12 protein-coding genes and 2 pseudogenes are annotated in these 13,670 nt (G+C 64.4%); 6 read left to right on the top strand and 8 right to left on the bottom strand.

From position 1 onward, the window contains the following. Positions 1-251 precede the first annotated feature (251 nt). The 5 genes from AC0L3H_RS15835 to AC0L3H_RS15815 all read right to left on the bottom strand — a co-directional run bounded on the left by AC0L3H_RS15835 (position 252) and on the right by AC0L3H_RS15815 (position 5,436). Positions 252-1,058, bottom strand: coding sequence for an ABC transporter permease (locus tag AC0L3H_RS15835; RefSeq protein WP_473586081.1), 807 nt, complete (start codon positions 1,056-1,058; stop codon positions 252-254). Next, entirely contained in the window at positions 1,058-1,891 is an 834-nt protein-coding gene (locus AC0L3H_RS15830; RefSeq protein ID WP_023799168.1) for an ABC transporter permease, read from the bottom strand. Before AC0L3H_RS15830 ends, AC0L3H_RS15835 begins: the two co-directional genes overlap by 1 nt. A 24-nt stretch (positions 1,892-1,915) precedes the next feature. Then, positions 1,916-3,028, bottom strand: a complete 1,113-nt coding sequence (locus AC0L3H_RS15825; protein ID WP_287238778.1) for an ABC transporter substrate-binding protein — start codon at positions 3,026-3,028, stop codon at positions 1,916-1,918. 92 nt (positions 3,029-3,120) lie between these two features. Continuing rightward, the gene (locus AC0L3H_RS15820) at positions 3,121-4,215 is read right to left on the bottom strand and encodes an ABC transporter ATP-binding protein (protein ID WP_473586080.1); all 1,095 of its coding nucleotides are present in this window, start codon (positions 4,213-4,215) and stop codon (positions 3,121-3,123) included. 324 nt (positions 4,216-4,539) lie between these two features. Continuing rightward, positions 4,540-5,436, bottom strand: coding sequence for a LysR substrate-binding domain-containing protein (locus tag AC0L3H_RS15815; RefSeq protein ID WP_473586079.1), 897 nt, complete (start codon positions 5,434-5,436; stop codon positions 4,540-4,542). A 76-nt stretch (positions 5,437-5,512) separates the two neighbouring features. Between AC0L3H_RS15815 and AC0L3H_RS15810 the strand changes: the two genes are divergently transcribed. After that, on the top strand, positions 5,513-7,108 hold the full coding sequence (locus AC0L3H_RS15810) for a zinc-binding metallopeptidase family protein (RefSeq protein WP_473586090.1): 1,596 nt from the start codon (positions 5,513-5,515) through the stop codon (positions 7,106-7,108). A 23-nt stretch (positions 7,109-7,131) separates the two neighbouring features. Continuing rightward, the gene (locus tag AC0L3H_RS15805) at positions 7,132-8,064 is read left to right on the top strand and encodes a dimethylarginine dimethylaminohydrolase family protein (protein WP_473586078.1); all 933 of its coding nucleotides are present in this window, start codon (positions 7,132-7,134) and stop codon (positions 8,062-8,064) included. Positions 8,065-8,142: 78 nt separating this feature from the next. On the opposite strand, the gene AC0L3H_RS15800 is transcribed toward AC0L3H_RS15805, so the two are convergent. Next, positions 8,143-9,150: an ornithine cyclodeaminase family protein gene (locus tag AC0L3H_RS15800; RefSeq protein ID WP_473586077.1), complete on the bottom strand. Its 1,008-nt coding sequence runs from the start codon at positions 9,148-9,150 to the stop codon at positions 8,143-8,145. Positions 9,151-9,311: 161 nt separating this feature from the next. Between AC0L3H_RS15800 and AC0L3H_RS15795 the strand changes: the two genes are divergently transcribed. Further along, positions 9,312-9,773 carry an Lrp/AsnC family transcriptional regulator gene (locus AC0L3H_RS15795; protein ID WP_473586076.1) on the top strand — a complete coding sequence of 154 codons (462 nt, stop codon included), beginning with the start codon at positions 9,312-9,314 and terminating at the stop codon, positions 9,771-9,773. 8 nt (positions 9,774-9,781) lie between these two features. On the opposite strand, the pseudogene AC0L3H_RS15790 reads toward AC0L3H_RS15795, so the two are convergent. Then, positions 9,782-10,529: pseudogene (locus AC0L3H_RS15790) on the bottom strand (SDR family NAD(P)-dependent oxidoreductase). A 97-nt stretch (positions 10,530-10,626) separates the two neighbouring features. Between AC0L3H_RS15790 and AC0L3H_RS15785 the strand changes: the two are divergent. Both AC0L3H_RS15785 and AC0L3H_RS15780 read left to right on the top strand, forming a co-directional pair. Continuing rightward, positions 10,627-11,112 (top strand): annotated as a pseudogene (locus AC0L3H_RS15785) (LysR family transcriptional regulator); the annotation flags it as partial. 70 nt (positions 11,113-11,182) lie between these two features. Then, positions 11,183-11,518 carry a LysR substrate-binding domain-containing protein gene (locus AC0L3H_RS15780; protein WP_473586075.1) on the top strand — a complete coding sequence of 112 codons (336 nt, stop codon included), beginning with the start codon at positions 11,183-11,185 and terminating at the stop codon, positions 11,516-11,518. 71 nt (positions 11,519-11,589) lie between these two features. On the opposite strand, the gene AC0L3H_RS15775 is transcribed toward AC0L3H_RS15780, so the two are convergent. Further along, positions 11,590-12,021 (bottom strand): VOC family protein, encoded by a 432-nt coding sequence (locus AC0L3H_RS15775; protein ID WP_473586089.1) that lies wholly within the window; start codon positions 12,019-12,021, stop codon positions 11,590-11,592. 202 nt (positions 12,022-12,223) lie between these two features. Here AC0L3H_RS15775 and AC0L3H_RS15770 point away from each other — a divergent pair, with 202 nt between their 5' ends. Beyond that, entirely contained in the window at positions 12,224-13,426 is a 1,203-nt protein-coding gene (locus AC0L3H_RS15770) for an MFS transporter (RefSeq protein WP_473586074.1), read from the top strand. Positions 13,427-13,670 lie beyond the last annotated feature (244 nt).

Genomic DNA, 13,670 nt, shown 5'->3' with positions numbered 1-13,670 from the left:
CAATGTCGCCTGATTGCGTTTCAAAAAACGCCCCATGCGCCATCTGCGCCAAACTTCGGCCCCCGTGCAAAGCCCTCACTTGGGGGGAGATTGGCCGTCATCTCCGCTTTCGCCAATCACTACCGCCGAAGGAGGGAGCCGTCGCCGGAGCTGCCGATCTCCCCCCAAGTGGGGGAGATGGCCGGCAGGCCAGAGGGGGCGCTGTCCCGCCAACTATCGAGGAGCGGGATATGCGCTCCGCTTCGGTCGCCCTACTGCCCCACGCGCAGCCTGACCACGGCACTGCGCGCCGCCAGCACCAGCACCGTGATGATGATCAGGATCACCGAGAGGGCGGCGATCGCCGGGTCGATGTTGTCGCGCAGGCCCATCCACATCAGCCTGGGTAGCGTGATGGCGTTGACCGAGGTGATGAACAGGGTGACGCCGATCTCTTCCCAGGACAGCACGAAGGACAGCAGGGCGGCAGTGACGATGCCGAATTTGATGTTGGGCATGATGATGCGGGTGGCGCGCTCCCACACGGTGGCGCCGAGGCCGCGCGCGGCAAGGTCGATGCGCCGGTCGAGCTGGCTGAGCGACACCAGGATCAGCACCGTTGCGAAGGGCACCGTCATCACCGCATGCGCCATGGCGACACCGAGCCAGGTGTCGTAGCCGAAGAACGAAGAGACGCCGGAGATCGAGGTCAGCAGGAAGTAGAGCGTGATCGCCGAGACCACCGGCGGCACCACCATCGGCAGCAGTACGAAGCCGACCAGCGCGGCGGTGAAGCGCGGCTGGAACATCCACACACCGAGGCTGAAGCACAGCGCCAGCACGGTGGAAAAGGCGCTGCTGACGACGCCGATCCTGATCGAGAGCAGGATCGAATTGATCCAGCGCGGATCCTCGATCAGCGCCCGGTAGTGGCGCAGCGACAATTCGCCGGACGGCATCGCCAGCATGCGGGTCGGCGTCAGCGACACCGGGATGACGGCGAGCAGCGGCAACAGCAGGAACAGCGCCACCAGTGCAGCGAGGATCAGCGAGACGGGGCCGGGGCGGTAGGTCGGCATCAGATCAGCTGCTTCGGTCTGACATAGCGGAACAGCAGCGCCATCAGAGTACCGACGAACAGCACCAGCACGACGCTGATCGCCGCCCCCAGCCCCCAATCCGGGCTCTGGAAGATGCGCAGATAGATCAGCTCGGCGACCATCACGCTGCGGCCGCCGCCAAGGATCGCCGGCGTCACGAAGAAGCCCAGCGAAAAGACGAAGACGATGAGCGCCGAGCCGATGATGCCGGAGCGGGTCATCGGCACGAACACCGACCAGAAGGTGCGCATGCGGCTGGAGCCGAGCCCGCGCGCCGCCAGCAGCACGCGGTCGTCGAGGCTGCGCATCGAAGACGCCAGCGGAAACACGGCGAAGGGAATGAGGAAATGCGTCATGCCCACGATGACCCCGAATTCGTTGCGCACCAGCGTCAGCGGTTCCGAGATGAAGCCGATCGCCTGCAGCCAGGTGTTGAACAGGCCGCGATTGGAAAGCAGCGCCACCCAGCCGAAGGCGCGCGTCAGCACCGAGATCCAGAACGGCACCAGGATGCAGAACTCGGCGATCACCCGCTGCGCCGGCGTGCCGCGCACCCACACCACGGTGATGGCGTAGGCGGCAGCAACCGAAACGATCGTGACGATCGCAGCGATGCGCAGCGTGCGGACAAACACCGACTGCACCAGCGGGTCGCTAAGCAGTGTGCCATATTGCCCGAGCCCCGGCTCGGGCAGGGTGAAGCTCCAATTGACGACGCCGAAGAATGGCCAGGCATAGGCGGCGCCAAGGAACAGCAGAAGCGGCGCCATCAGCAGCGCCGCGCCCATCCTGTCGGAGAGATATGCTTTCATCTCGGCCCCGGTTATCCCGGTCTATCAGGCGGAGATGATCTTCGTGTATTCGTCGAGTGCGGCCCCGTAGTTCTTGGCGTACCACTCCATGTCGAGCGGGATCTGCTTCTTCATGTTTTCGGGGTCGACCGGGTTGATGCGCTTCTTGTCGGCGGGGATCAGCGCGTCGGTGGCCGGATTGGCCGGGCCCTGGCCGAGCTTGTCGAACATGATCAGCTGCTTCTCCGGATCCTGGGCGCTGGCAATGAACTTCATCGCCGCGTCCTTGCCGCCGGGATTGCCCTTGAGCACGGCGAGCGCGCCGGGCGAGATCAGGCCCTGGTCCCAGATGAATTTGATCTTGCCGCCGGAATCCTGCTCGATCAGCGAGGCTCGCGTCGACCAGACGATGGCCATCGAGGCCTCGCCGTCGAGCAGCACGCTCTGGCTTTCGGCGCCGCCACCCCAATAGGCAACGACATTCTCCTTGAAGGCGGCGATCTTGTCATGCGCGCGCTTGAGATCGAGCGGGTAGAGCGAGGCCGGCGCGATGCCGTCGGCGAGCAGTGCCGCTTCCCAACTCGACACGCCCCATTTGTAGAGCGAGCGCTTGCCGGGGAATTTCGTCACGTCGAAGAAGTCGGCCATACCGGTCGGTGCCTGGCTGCCGAATTTCTCGGAATCATAGGCGATGACATAGGAGAAGAAATAGGTCGAGGCGGCGTGCTCCCAGCCGAAGCCAGGCCGCATCTTGTTCTTGTCGACGATCGAATAGTCGATCGGCTCGAGCATGCCCTGCGCGCCGAGCGTGATCGCCGAGAACGGGTCGACGTCGACCAGGTCCCAGGTCGGGGCGCCGCTCTTGAACTGTGCGGCGATCGCACCCTCGGTCGGACCGGAGCCGTCCATCTTGACGGTGATGCCGGTCTCCTTGGTGAACGCCTGGCCATAGGCCGCGTCATAGGCGGTGATGGCGTCGCCGCCCCAGTTGACCAGCACCAGTTCCTTGGCTTGCGCGAAGGCGCCGGTCGAGCGCAGCAGCATCGGCGTGCCGGCCAGCACGAGCGCAGCCAGCTGCGTGAACTGCCGGCGCGAGATCTCGCCGCGCACCGCCCTGGCGGACAGTGTCTCGATGGCGTGTTTCCTGGTGTCGCTCATCTCTGAATTGTTTGTCATGTCAGTTCCCCTTTTTTGTCGTTGATATTTCCCGAAAGCCAGCCTGGCGAATTTCAGCTTCGCCACGCCGATCGTCATTGTCCTCCGGCCGGAAGGAGGAAACCTTTTTCCGCAGGCCATGTCAGCCATACGGAATTGCCCTTGCTGAGTGCCGAAGCGGCGACCTCGTTCGGCACCGAGACCGTCACCTTGGCACCTTGGCGCGTCGTGAGATCGAGCCGCGTCGCAGCGCCGAGATAGGTCGAGGCGACCGCAGTCGCGGCGATGCCGTTCTCGCCGGCTGTCGCTTCGGGGGCGATCGACATGTATTCGGGCCGGATCGCCAGGATGGCGTTGCTGCCGACGGCGCTTGCATTGCCGCGCAGAGTGATGGTGCGGTCTTCGCACAGGCCGGTGGCGCCGTTGTCGGCGTTGCGCACGCCCTTCAGCGGCAGCATGTTGATCTCGCCGAGAAACTCGGCGACGAAGCGGTTGGCCGGCCGGTCGTAGACCTCGTCAGGCGCCCCGACCTGCAGCAACTCGCCGTGGTTGAAGATGGCGACGCGCGACGATAGCGCCAGCGCCTCGCTCTGATCATGGGTGACGAAGACGAAGGTGGTGCCGGTTTCCTGGTGCAGCCGCTTCATCTCGGCCTGCATCTGGCCGCGCAGGCCCTTGTCGAGCGCCGAGAACGGCTCATCGAGCAAAAGCACACCCGGCTCGAACACCAAGGCGCGGGCCAGCGCCACGCGCTGCTGCTGGCCGCCGGACAATTGCGACGGCAGTTTCTTCTCGTGGCCCTTCAGCCCGACGCGATCGACCATCTCACCGACGCGACGCTTGATCTCGGCCGCCGACTTCTTGCGCACCTTGAGCGGGAAGGCGATGTTGGCCTCGACGCTCATATGCGGGAACAGGGCATAGCCCTGGAACACCATGCCGGCAGCGCGCTGCTCGGCCGGCCGCTCGGTGATATCGACGCCGTCGCTGTAAAGGCGGCCGTCGGTCGGCTGCACGAAACCGGCAAGGATCATCAAGAAGGTGGTCTTGCCCGAACCCGACGGCCCGAGCAGGGTCAGGAACTCACCGCGGCCGATATCGAGCGTCAGATCGTCCAGTGCACGGAACGAGCCGAAGCTCTTGCCGATCCCGATTGCCTTGATCTCTGCGGCACGGCCGGGTTGCTGCATCCTGCCTTGTCCTCAATGTGATTGAAATCGTAGGCAGGCCCGCGGCTCACCGCAACCGAATAGTTTTCGCTTGATCGGCAAATTTGATTCATCTGTTGTTCACATGGGAGATGCGAGCGGGACGCTCGAGCTGCCAATCTCCCCCGTGTGGGGGAGATGTCCGGCAGGACAAAGGGGGGCGCTGTCCCGGCAGCCTATCAACTATTTGGAGCGGTCCATCGCTGGTTTCAGAGTTGCTGGAAAAGCTAGCGTTCCTTCGCGCCCCCCTCTGCCCTGCCGGGCATCTCCCCCACGAGGGGGGAGATTGGCGCTTCATCGTCCCGCTCAATACGGATGGATTCTATTCTCCGACAGTTTCGACCTCAGCCACCTCCCGAACGCCTCCAGCACCGGATGCGCCGCCTTGGCATGCTCGGAAACGAGAAAATACGAGCGTGGCGAACTGATTGCGATGTCGAAGGGGCGCACCAGCCGGCCTTCGCTCAGCGCCCGGCGGCTGGTCAGTTCGTCGCCCATGGCGATGCCCTGGCCGGCGATGGCGGCCGAAAAGACCAGGTTCATGTCGGAAAAGAAGATGCCGCCCTCGGTGTCGGGATTCTCGACCTTCGACAGCGCCAGCCAGCGCGCCCAGTCCTCGGTATCGCCGAGATGCAGGAGATTGGCGCGCAGCACGTCGGCCGGCCTGGAAAACCCGCCGATCTTGTTGAGCAGCGTCGGGCTGCACAGCGGCGTGAACGAGATCTCGCACAACAGCTCGACCGCGCGGTTCGGCCAGTTGCCGACGCCGAAGGCGATGAAGGCGTCGGCCTCGGCATTGCTGACGTCGTCCAGCCGCCGCGGCGTCAGGATGCGCAGCGCGACATCGGGGTACATTTGCCGGAATTCGCCTATGTGCGTGCACAGGAACAGCGAGGCGAAGCCCGGCGTGCAGCTGACGCTGAACGAGCCGCCGACGCCGGTGCCGGCATGACGCGTTACCGCATCGCCGAGCACCGTCAGCGCTTTGCGCACGTCGCTGGCGTAACGCTGGCCGCGCGGTGTCAGCGCCACGCCCTTGCCGATGCGCTCGAGCAGATCGAAGCCGAGATCGCGCTCGAGCAGCCGCAATTGATGACTGACCGCGCTGCGGGTCAGATGCAGTTCGTCGGCGGCGCGCCAGACGCTGCCGTGGCGGGCGAAACTGTCGAGGGCGCGCAGCGCCTGCGTCGATGGAATTCTCAAGAGGTGAACCGAATTTGCATGAGCCGGGAAAACATATCACTTTTTGGCGAGGCGCTTCACTGCTTTCTTCTCGTCCATGGAGGAACCGGTGACGAACTCGGCCCAAGCGACCGCGCTTGCCTGTCTGGATGACATCCAGCCGTCGCTGTCGGAATGGACGCGGACGATCTTCGATTTCGGCGAGACCGCCTGGCGCGAATACCAGTCGGCCGCCTGGTGTGTGGAACGTCTGAAGCACGAAGGCTTTTCTGTGGAGGAAGGCTCTGGCGGCATGCCCACCGCCTTCTGCGCCCATTGGACCAACGGCGCCGGGCCGACGATCGGCATGTATGCCGAGTATGACGCGGTGCCCGGCAATTGCCAGGATGCGGCGACCGTGAGACGTCCGCGTCCGGGTCTAGGCGCTGAGGCCGGCGGCCACACCGATCCGCATTCCGGCCTCGGCATTGCCAGCCTGGGCGGGCTTTTGGCGACCAAAGCGGCGATGCAGCGCCACGGCATATCAGGCACGCTGCGGTTCACCGGCGAGCCGGCGGAGAAGGTGCGGGGATCGAAGCCGATTCATGCGGCGAAGGGCTATTATGACGGGCTGGCCGGCATGATCTCCTTCCATCCCTTCTACATGCTGCCGCTCTGCAACACGGCGCGCTGGGACACGCATTGCGGCGCTGCCTATGCGATGATCTACCGCTTTGTGTGCGACGAACCCGAAAATTGGGTTCGCGCAAGCGATGGTGCACCGATTCCGCAGGCGCATTCGGCGGTCAGGGCACCCGGCGCCAACGACGCGCTCATGATGATGTACATGGCGTCCAAGGCGCTGCGCGATTCCATGCTGCCGCATCAGGGCGGCTGGTCGATCAGCGAGGCGATCCTGACGGCGGGGCAGGCGACCGCCGATAATTTGCCGGCGGGGCTGGCCGAGATCCAGTACATGATCCGCGTGCCGACCTTGGCGATGGCCGAGCAGGTGACCGCCGTGCTCGACCGCAATGCGGAAGCCGCCGCGAAAATGAGCGGCTGCCGCCATGAGCGCCACTGGGTGTCCAAATCGCGGCCGGGGCTCGCCAATCACGCAATGTCAGGCATCGCCTATAAGGCGCTGTCGACGGTCGGGCCGCCGCGCTGGGACGAGGCGGCCAAGGCGATCGCCCGCGAAATCCAGGTCAATGCCGGCGGCGCGGCGACTGACGAGCCGTTCATCGCCGAGCTGGAGCAGCTGCTTGCGCCTGAGGAGGCGGAGGCGTTGCTGCGCCGCGACCTGCCGCCGTCGCAGCTCAATTCGACCTCGGATGATTACACCGACATGTCGTGGCACACGCCGACGGCGCGGTTCTACGTCGCCCGCCCGGCGCTGCGTTCGCAGATCGGCCATGCCTATCCGTCCTGGGCGATGAACGCGCTGGGCGGCATTTCCGCCACCATCGATCCGATGGTTGCCTGCGCGTCGAAGACGATTGCGCTGGCAGCCCTTCACCTGCTGGAAGACAAGGCGGCCCGCGATGCGGCGATGGACGAATTCGTCGCCCGCACCGGCGGCGGCATTGGCGGCAGCAACTGGCTGGCGCCGCTCTGCGACTATGACCCGCCGATCCATTTCCGCTGGCCGGAATATGTCACCACCCCGCGCGGACGGGACTGGTGGATACCAAGCAACCCGCAAGCCGCGTGATCACTCGAAGCCAGGAGAATGCCATGACCGTTCACGACCGCATCGTAGCAGAGCCGTTCTCACTGCAGCGCCGCAATCCGGCCGGCGGCACCAAGCCATTGACCGCCTGGGGCTTTGCCAACGAGACCGATGTCCTGACCGACGTGCTGCTCGGTTCGCCGAATTTCCTGCGCCATCTCTCGACCAGCTCGCTGTCGCGCAAGCATCTGCGCGAGGCGCCGTGCAACGTCCAGATCGCGCAGGCGCAGCACAAGGACCTGGTTGCCGCTTATGAGCATTTCGGCGTCAACATTTACTGGCACGAGCCGACGTCGGAGCTGCCGATGCAGGTCTATTCGCGCGATTCCAGCGTCATGACGCCGTATGGCGCCATCATCACCGCGATGTCCCAATGGTGGCGGCGCGGCGAGAACTATGCGGCGATCCGCACCTATGAGAAGCTTGGCATCCCGATCTACGACATGGTCACCGCGGGCACTTTCGAAGGCGGCGACTTCAACGTCATCGAGGACGGCGTGGTGCTGATCGGCTGCGGCGGCGCCCGCACGCAGGAGGAGGGCGCGCGCCAGGTCCAAGCCTGGTTCGACAAGGAGGGCTGGGAGACCCGCATTGCCTTCATCGACGAATATTATGTCCATATCGACCTGATGGTGGTGCCGATCGCCGAGAAGCTCACCGCCGTCTGCCTCGCCTGCACGGAGCCTGGCGTCGTCGACTGGCTGAAGGGCAAGGGCCACGAGATCATCGACGTGCCGTTCCAGGACACGATGGCGCTCGGCTGCAACTTCATGTCGTTGGGCAAGGACCGGGTGATTGCGCCGACGTCGAGCCAGACGCTGATCGGCCAGCTCAAGGCGCGCGGCTTCGAAGTAGCGGCGGTCGACATGAGCGAAATCTCGAAGACCGGCGGCGGTATTCACTGCATGGCGCAGGCGCTGAAGCGTGTGCCGGCCTGAGGGACCGCCCTTTAGCCCGGCCGCTTCCGCGAAAGCGCCATTGTCAGCAACGTCGATCCCGCCTGGCTCGCGGCACGCCTACAGCACGATGAGCTTTCCCTTGCGCAGACGCTTGGCGCAACGATAGGCGAGATCGGCGGCGACCATGTCTTCCATGGCAATGCCCATCGCTTTGTAGGTGGTGATCTGTTGATCCGAAACACGGCCCGGCGCGCGGTCGAGCAGCATGGCGCCAAGCTCAGTGCCGAAATCCGGGTCGAAGCCGGCAAGCTCGCAAGAACCGACCGGGGTCGGTTCGAACGCATCCCTGGTCTCGACAAAAAGACTGGATTTGCCAATGAGCTCGATCGGCATTTCACCGCCGGGTGGTGCCACCCCGACCGACGAGACGTGCGTGCCCGGCCGAACCCAGTCTGCCTCGATCACCGGCTCGTAGGAATGCGTCGCCAGGCACACCACGTCGGAACTGCGCACTGCCGCCTCGAGGTCGGCGAGCGCCACCACCGACGGATGCAGCCGGGCAAGCGCTGCCGCATCGTCGAAGCTCTTCGAAGCGACCCGGATTTCGGCAAAGTCGCGCACCAGCGGCAACAGATGCAGGTGCTGGTTGGCCTGCACGCCGGCGCCGACCACTGTCGCTATCCTGGCGTCCCGGCGCGCGAGCGCGCGCACCGACAGCACGGCGGAGCCGGAGGTTCGCACCGCGGTTATGAAGGTGCCGTCCATGATGCAGACCGGCAGGCCGGACAGCCGATCGAATAGGCTGATGGTTGCGAGGTGGCTGGGCAGGTTCTTGGCCAAATTGCCTTCGAAGACGTTGACGACCTTGACGGTCAGGTTCATGCCCTCCATCCAGGCCGGCATGGCGAGGCTGTAGCCGGCCCCTGGGATGTTGAGCTGTGGTCGGGGTGGATTGACGACCTTGCCTTGTGACAGCGCCTTGAAGCCGTCTTCCAGAACATCGAGAAGCTGGCTGAGATCGATGCACGCCATGACGTCGACTTCGCTCAGCACCAGGATCTCGGTCGCTCCCTTGCTGATTTCCGCCGCACTCCTGCCGGCTGGGCTGAACGCTTCCTTGGTCATCTTGCACTCCTTTTGTTTGTCGAAATCGGCTCACCACGTTTGCTTTGAGTGGGTGAGGGAAGGGCAGGCTATTGCGAGGTTTTATGTGATGAAATACGTTGATTCTGACATCTCTGCGTGAAATCAGCACACAAATCCCTGAGATAGAGTGGATTGTGAAAATGGACGACCTCGACCAGATAGACCGCAGCCTGCTCCGGCTGCTGCAGGAAGACGGGCGCCGGACGACGCTTGATCTTGCCGGGCGTGTCGGGCTGTCGCCGACCGGAGCCAGCCAGCGGGTGAAGCGCCTGTTCCGCGACGGGTTCATCACCGCGGTCAGGGCGGTGCTCGATCCGCGCAAGGTCGGCCGGGGAACGCTGGTGTTCATCGAGGTCCGGCTTGACCACACGGCGCCGCATGTCTTTGATCGCTTCGCCGAAGCCGTGGCGAAAGCTCCGGAGGTTCTGGAGTGCCATATGGTGGTTGGCGGTTTCGATTATCTGGTCAAGGCGCGGATCGCTGATATGGCGGTGTTCCAGGATTTCCTGCAGCGGGTCATCCTGCCTCTGCCCGGCGTGCGCGAAACGCACACTTTCGCCTCCATCGCCGACGTCAAGCCGAACGCCCTCTTGCCGCTGTGATCAGATGCCTACCGCCAGCCCCCCGAGGCAGTAATGCGTTCGCCAGTCAGCCAGGCCGCCTCGTCAGAGGCGAGGAACACTGCGATGCGGGCGATGTCGTCGGGCTGGCCGAAGCGGCCGAGCGGGGTCATGGCGATGACCTGCTTCTCGAACTCGCTGCCGACGATACCGATGCGTTGGAGGCCTTCGGTGTCGACGCCACCCGGAGCGATGGCGTTGACGCGGATGTTGCGGGCGCCAAGCTCCCGCGACATTGACAGCGTGATCGAATCCACCGCGCCCTTGGTGGCGGCGTAGACCAGCGAGTTCGGCTGCGGGTTAACGCTGGCGACCGAGCTGATGTTGATGACGCTGCCGCCGCCGGCGCCGAAATGGTTCACCGCTTCCCGGATGGTCAGGATGGTGCCCAGCACATTGGTGTCGAACTCACGGTGGAATTCGGCCTCAGTCACCGCTTCCAGCGGCTCGAATGCGAAGACGCCGGCGTTGTTAACCAGGATGTCCACCGCGCCGAACGACGATTTGGCGGCCTCGAACAGGCGGCGCACGTCGGCCGCTTGCGACACGTCGCCGTGGACGGCAACGGCCCGGCCGCCTGCGTCCTTGATCTCGGCAACGACGCGGTCCGCACCTTCCCGGGACAATGCAGTCGACGACCACCGCGGCACCGGCCGCCGCAAGACCCTTGGCGATGCCGGCGCCGATACCCTTGGAGGCGCCGGTGACGATGGCGACCTTACCGTTCAGCTTGCTCATCAAATCTCTCCTTTGTCGATGATGAGCGGTACTTAATAGTGATCGGATAGCGTATTAGGATTACCTCGATCGGTTCTTTCGTGCCTGGAATTCTTGAATGACCACCATCCTCGAAAAGACCGCCGGTCTCGTCGCCTTCGTGCGCACGGTCGATGCCGGCTCGTTCCATGCCGCCAGCCGGCTGGTCGGCTCCAGCCCGTCGGCGGTGTCGAAGAGCGTGGCGCGGCTCGAGCGGCGCCTGGGCGTGCGGCTGATCCAGCGCTCGACGCGCCGGCTGGCACTGACCAGCGAAGGCCTCGCCTATTACGAGCGAGTCGCGCCTTTGCTGAGAGCGCTCGATGATGCCGAGGACATCGTCCAGATGGCCGATACGGCACGCGGCCTGCTGCGCGTCACGGCATCCGTCGAACTTGGGCGCGGCCTGATCGCCGCATGGGCGCAAGCGTTCCTGGCTCAACACGACGAGGTGAAGCTCGAGCTCAGCGTCACCGACCGCCACGCCGACCTGATCCGCGAAGGCTATGACGTTGCGGTGCGCATGGGGGCGCTCTCGGACACCCGGCTCATCGCGCGCAAGATCGCCAATCTGCCGATCGTGCTGGTGGCATCGCCGACCTACGTCGAACGGCGCGGCCGGCCGGCCTCGATCGGATTTGCAGAGCCACGACTTCGTCCGTTACCAGATGGCCGGCCGACCTTATCCCGTCACATTGGCCGACGGCACGGTAATCGTGCCGAATGGGCGGCTCGATACCGACGACGGCGGCGCCATCCGGCAAGCGGCGCTTGCCGGAGCCGGCATCGCGCATCTGATGCAGTTTGCCGTGCAGGACGATCTCGACGCCAGCCGTCTGGTCCGCATTCTGCCGGCGGTGGCGATGCCGACCATGCCGGTGCACATTGTCCATGCGTATGGGCGACAGCTACCGGTCCGCGCCCGGCTGTTCGCCGACTTCCTGGCGAGCCAGATGGCGGCGCCGACGCGATAGGGCGGGCGGGATGGCACACGCAGTCGATCCGACGCCGTCGCAAGCAAGATCTTGCCCGGGTCACCCGGTCATCAGAACGTAATCTGCACCGAAGCCACGCTGCGGTTGGCCGGCCCGTGAAAGACGGCCTCGATGTTGTTGCCGTCGGGATCGAGCAGGAAGGCGGCATAGTAGCCGGGATGGTAGTGCTGCCGCTCGCCGGGTGCGCCATTGTCCGTGCCGCCGGCATCGAGGCCGGCCTTGTAGAAGGCGTCGACCATCGCGCGGTCCTTTGCCTGGAAGGCAAAGTGGTGGCGCCCCGTCAGTTGCCCGCTGGCCGCAGGGCTGTCGATGCTGGAGACGAACAGCTCGTCGGCCCAGAAATAATCCTCGGCGCTGCCGCCGATCGGAATATCGAGCACCTTGAAAACCGCCTCGTAGAAGCGGCGGCTGGCCTTGAGATCCCTGACCACCAGCTGGACGTGGTCGATGAGACGGCCGCGATGAAGTTCCATGCCTGACAGCTCCTGATCGCCAGGTTGGAAATCTAGCTCAGGACGGTACACGGTCAATGCAATGGAGCAATTGAATGGCGCGATTTCCTGACTGGATAAAAAATGCAACCGGATTGTAGGATTCGAAATGTCGCCGTCGTCCTTCGGACGCAAGCGGTGAGACGAAGTTGAAAGAAGTCGCGCCGTGTCCAAACGATCTCGGGAGAAAAATATGCGCATTTCCTATCGGTGGGTCATCGTCGCGGCTGGCGCCCTGATGACCTGCGTCGCCCTCGGGGCGATGTTCTCGCTGGCGATCTTCCTCGAACCGATGGCGCTCGACACGGATTGGTCGCGCGCCGGCATATCGAGCGCGATGACGCTGAACTTCCTGGTGATGGGTCTCGGCGGTTTCGCCTGGGGCGCCATTTACGATCGCTACGGCGCTCGCATTGTCGTGATGACAGGGGCGGTGCTGCTCGGGCTGGCGCTGGTGCTGGCCAGCCGCACCGGCTCGCTGCTTGTCTTCCAGATCACCTATGGCGTGCTCGTCGGCCTCGCGGCAAGCGCCTTCTTCGCGCCGATGATCGCGCTGACCGCCGCTTGGTTCGACACCAATCGCAGCTTGGCCGTTTCCCTGGTCTCGGCGGGCATGGGCGTGGCGCCGATGACGATCTCGCCCTTCGCGCAATGGCTGATCACGGCCTATGACTGGCGCACCGCCATGTTCGTCATCGGCGTCGCGGCATGGGCGCTGCTGGTGCCGGCCGCCTTGCTGGTGCGCCAGCCGCCCAAGCCTGCCGCTGAAGACGCCGCCGCCGATATTGCCGCCAACGATACCGGCATGTCGGTTCCACAGGCGCTGCGCTCGCCGCAATTCATCGTCTTGGCACTGACCTTCTTTGCCTGCTGCGCGGCGCATTCCGGACCGATCTTTCACATGGTCAGCTATGCCATGCTGTGCGGCATAGCGCCGATGGCGGCGGTCAGCATCTACAGCATCGAGGGCCTGGCGGGCTTAGGCGGCAGGCTTCTATACGGCGTGCTTGCCGACCGGCTGGGGGTCAAGCCGGTGCTGATTACCGGTCTGGCGATACAGTCCGTGGTCATCGGAGCCTATCTTGCGGTCAGCGAGCTTGGTCAATTCTACACGCTCGCCGTCATCTTCGGCGCCACCTATGGCGGCGTGATGCCGCTCTATGCGGTGCTGGCGCGCGAATATTTCGGCCAGCGCATCCTCGGCACGGTGTTTGGTGCCGTCACCATGCTGTCCAGCATCGGCATGGCCTTCGGCCCGCTCGCCGGCGGCATGGTGTTCGATGCCTATGCCAGCTATTCCTGGCTGTTCATCGGCTCGGCCCTTGTCGGGCTCGGCGCGGTGGCGGTGGCGATCGCCTTCCCGCGGCTGCCGCGCAGGGAGTTGCAACCGGCGTAGCGGAGAGAGGACGCAGGGGGTCGAAAGTGGACATCGCCTATGTCAGCTTTTGACCCCCAGTCGCGAGGTGTTCATCGGCAGCGATAGGAGCCGGGTCAAGACTGTGCAGGACCCATCTCCTTTTATTATGATCATGATGCAACGCAGCGCATTCACGTCCAAATGTCGATTGCCGGTAGGCTGAGGTTCGGACGAAAACCGTCAAAGAATGGCAAAAGGGGCTTTTTCATGGATCGTGCGCCGC

The sequence above is a fragment of the Mesorhizobium sp. WSM4816 genome (genome assembly GCF_055811535.1).
The sequence above is the reverse complement of the archived record's forward strand: the minus strand, read 5'-3'. Positions and strand labels throughout refer to the sequence as shown.

Excerpts from the sequence above, each read along its gene's own strand:
- AC0L3H_RS15835 (WP_473586081.1), bottom strand. The coding sequence starts at position 1,058 with ATGCCGACCTACCGCCCCGGCCCCGTCTCGCTGATCCTCGCTGCACTG.
- AC0L3H_RS15830 (WP_023799168.1), bottom strand. The coding sequence starts at position 1,891 with ATGAAAGCATATCTCTCCGACAGGATGGGCGCGGCGCTGCTGATGGCG.
- AC0L3H_RS15825 (WP_287238778.1), bottom strand. The coding sequence starts at position 3,028 with ATGAGCGACACCAGGAAACACGCCATCGAGACACTGTCCGCCAGGGCG.
- AC0L3H_RS15820 (WP_473586080.1), bottom strand. The coding sequence starts at position 4,215 with ATGCAGCAACCCGGCCGTGCCGCAGAGATCAAGGCAATCGGGATCGGC.
- AC0L3H_RS15810 (WP_473586090.1), top strand. The coding sequence starts at position 5,513 with ATGGAGGAACCGGTGACGAACTCGGCCCAAGCGACCGCGCTTGCCTGT.
- AC0L3H_RS15805 (WP_473586078.1), top strand. The coding sequence starts at position 7,132 with ATGACCGTTCACGACCGCATCGTAGCAGAGCCGTTCTCACTGCAGCGC.
- AC0L3H_RS15800 (WP_473586077.1), bottom strand. The coding sequence starts at position 9,150 with ATGACCAAGGAAGCGTTCAGCCCAGCCGGCAGGAGTGCGGCGGAAATC.
- AC0L3H_RS15795 (WP_473586076.1), top strand. The coding sequence starts at position 9,312 with ATGGACGACCTCGACCAGATAGACCGCAGCCTGCTCCGGCTGCTGCAG.
- AC0L3H_RS15770 (WP_473586074.1), top strand. The coding sequence starts at position 12,224 with ATGCGCATTTCCTATCGGTGGGTCATCGTCGCGGCTGGCGCCCTGATG.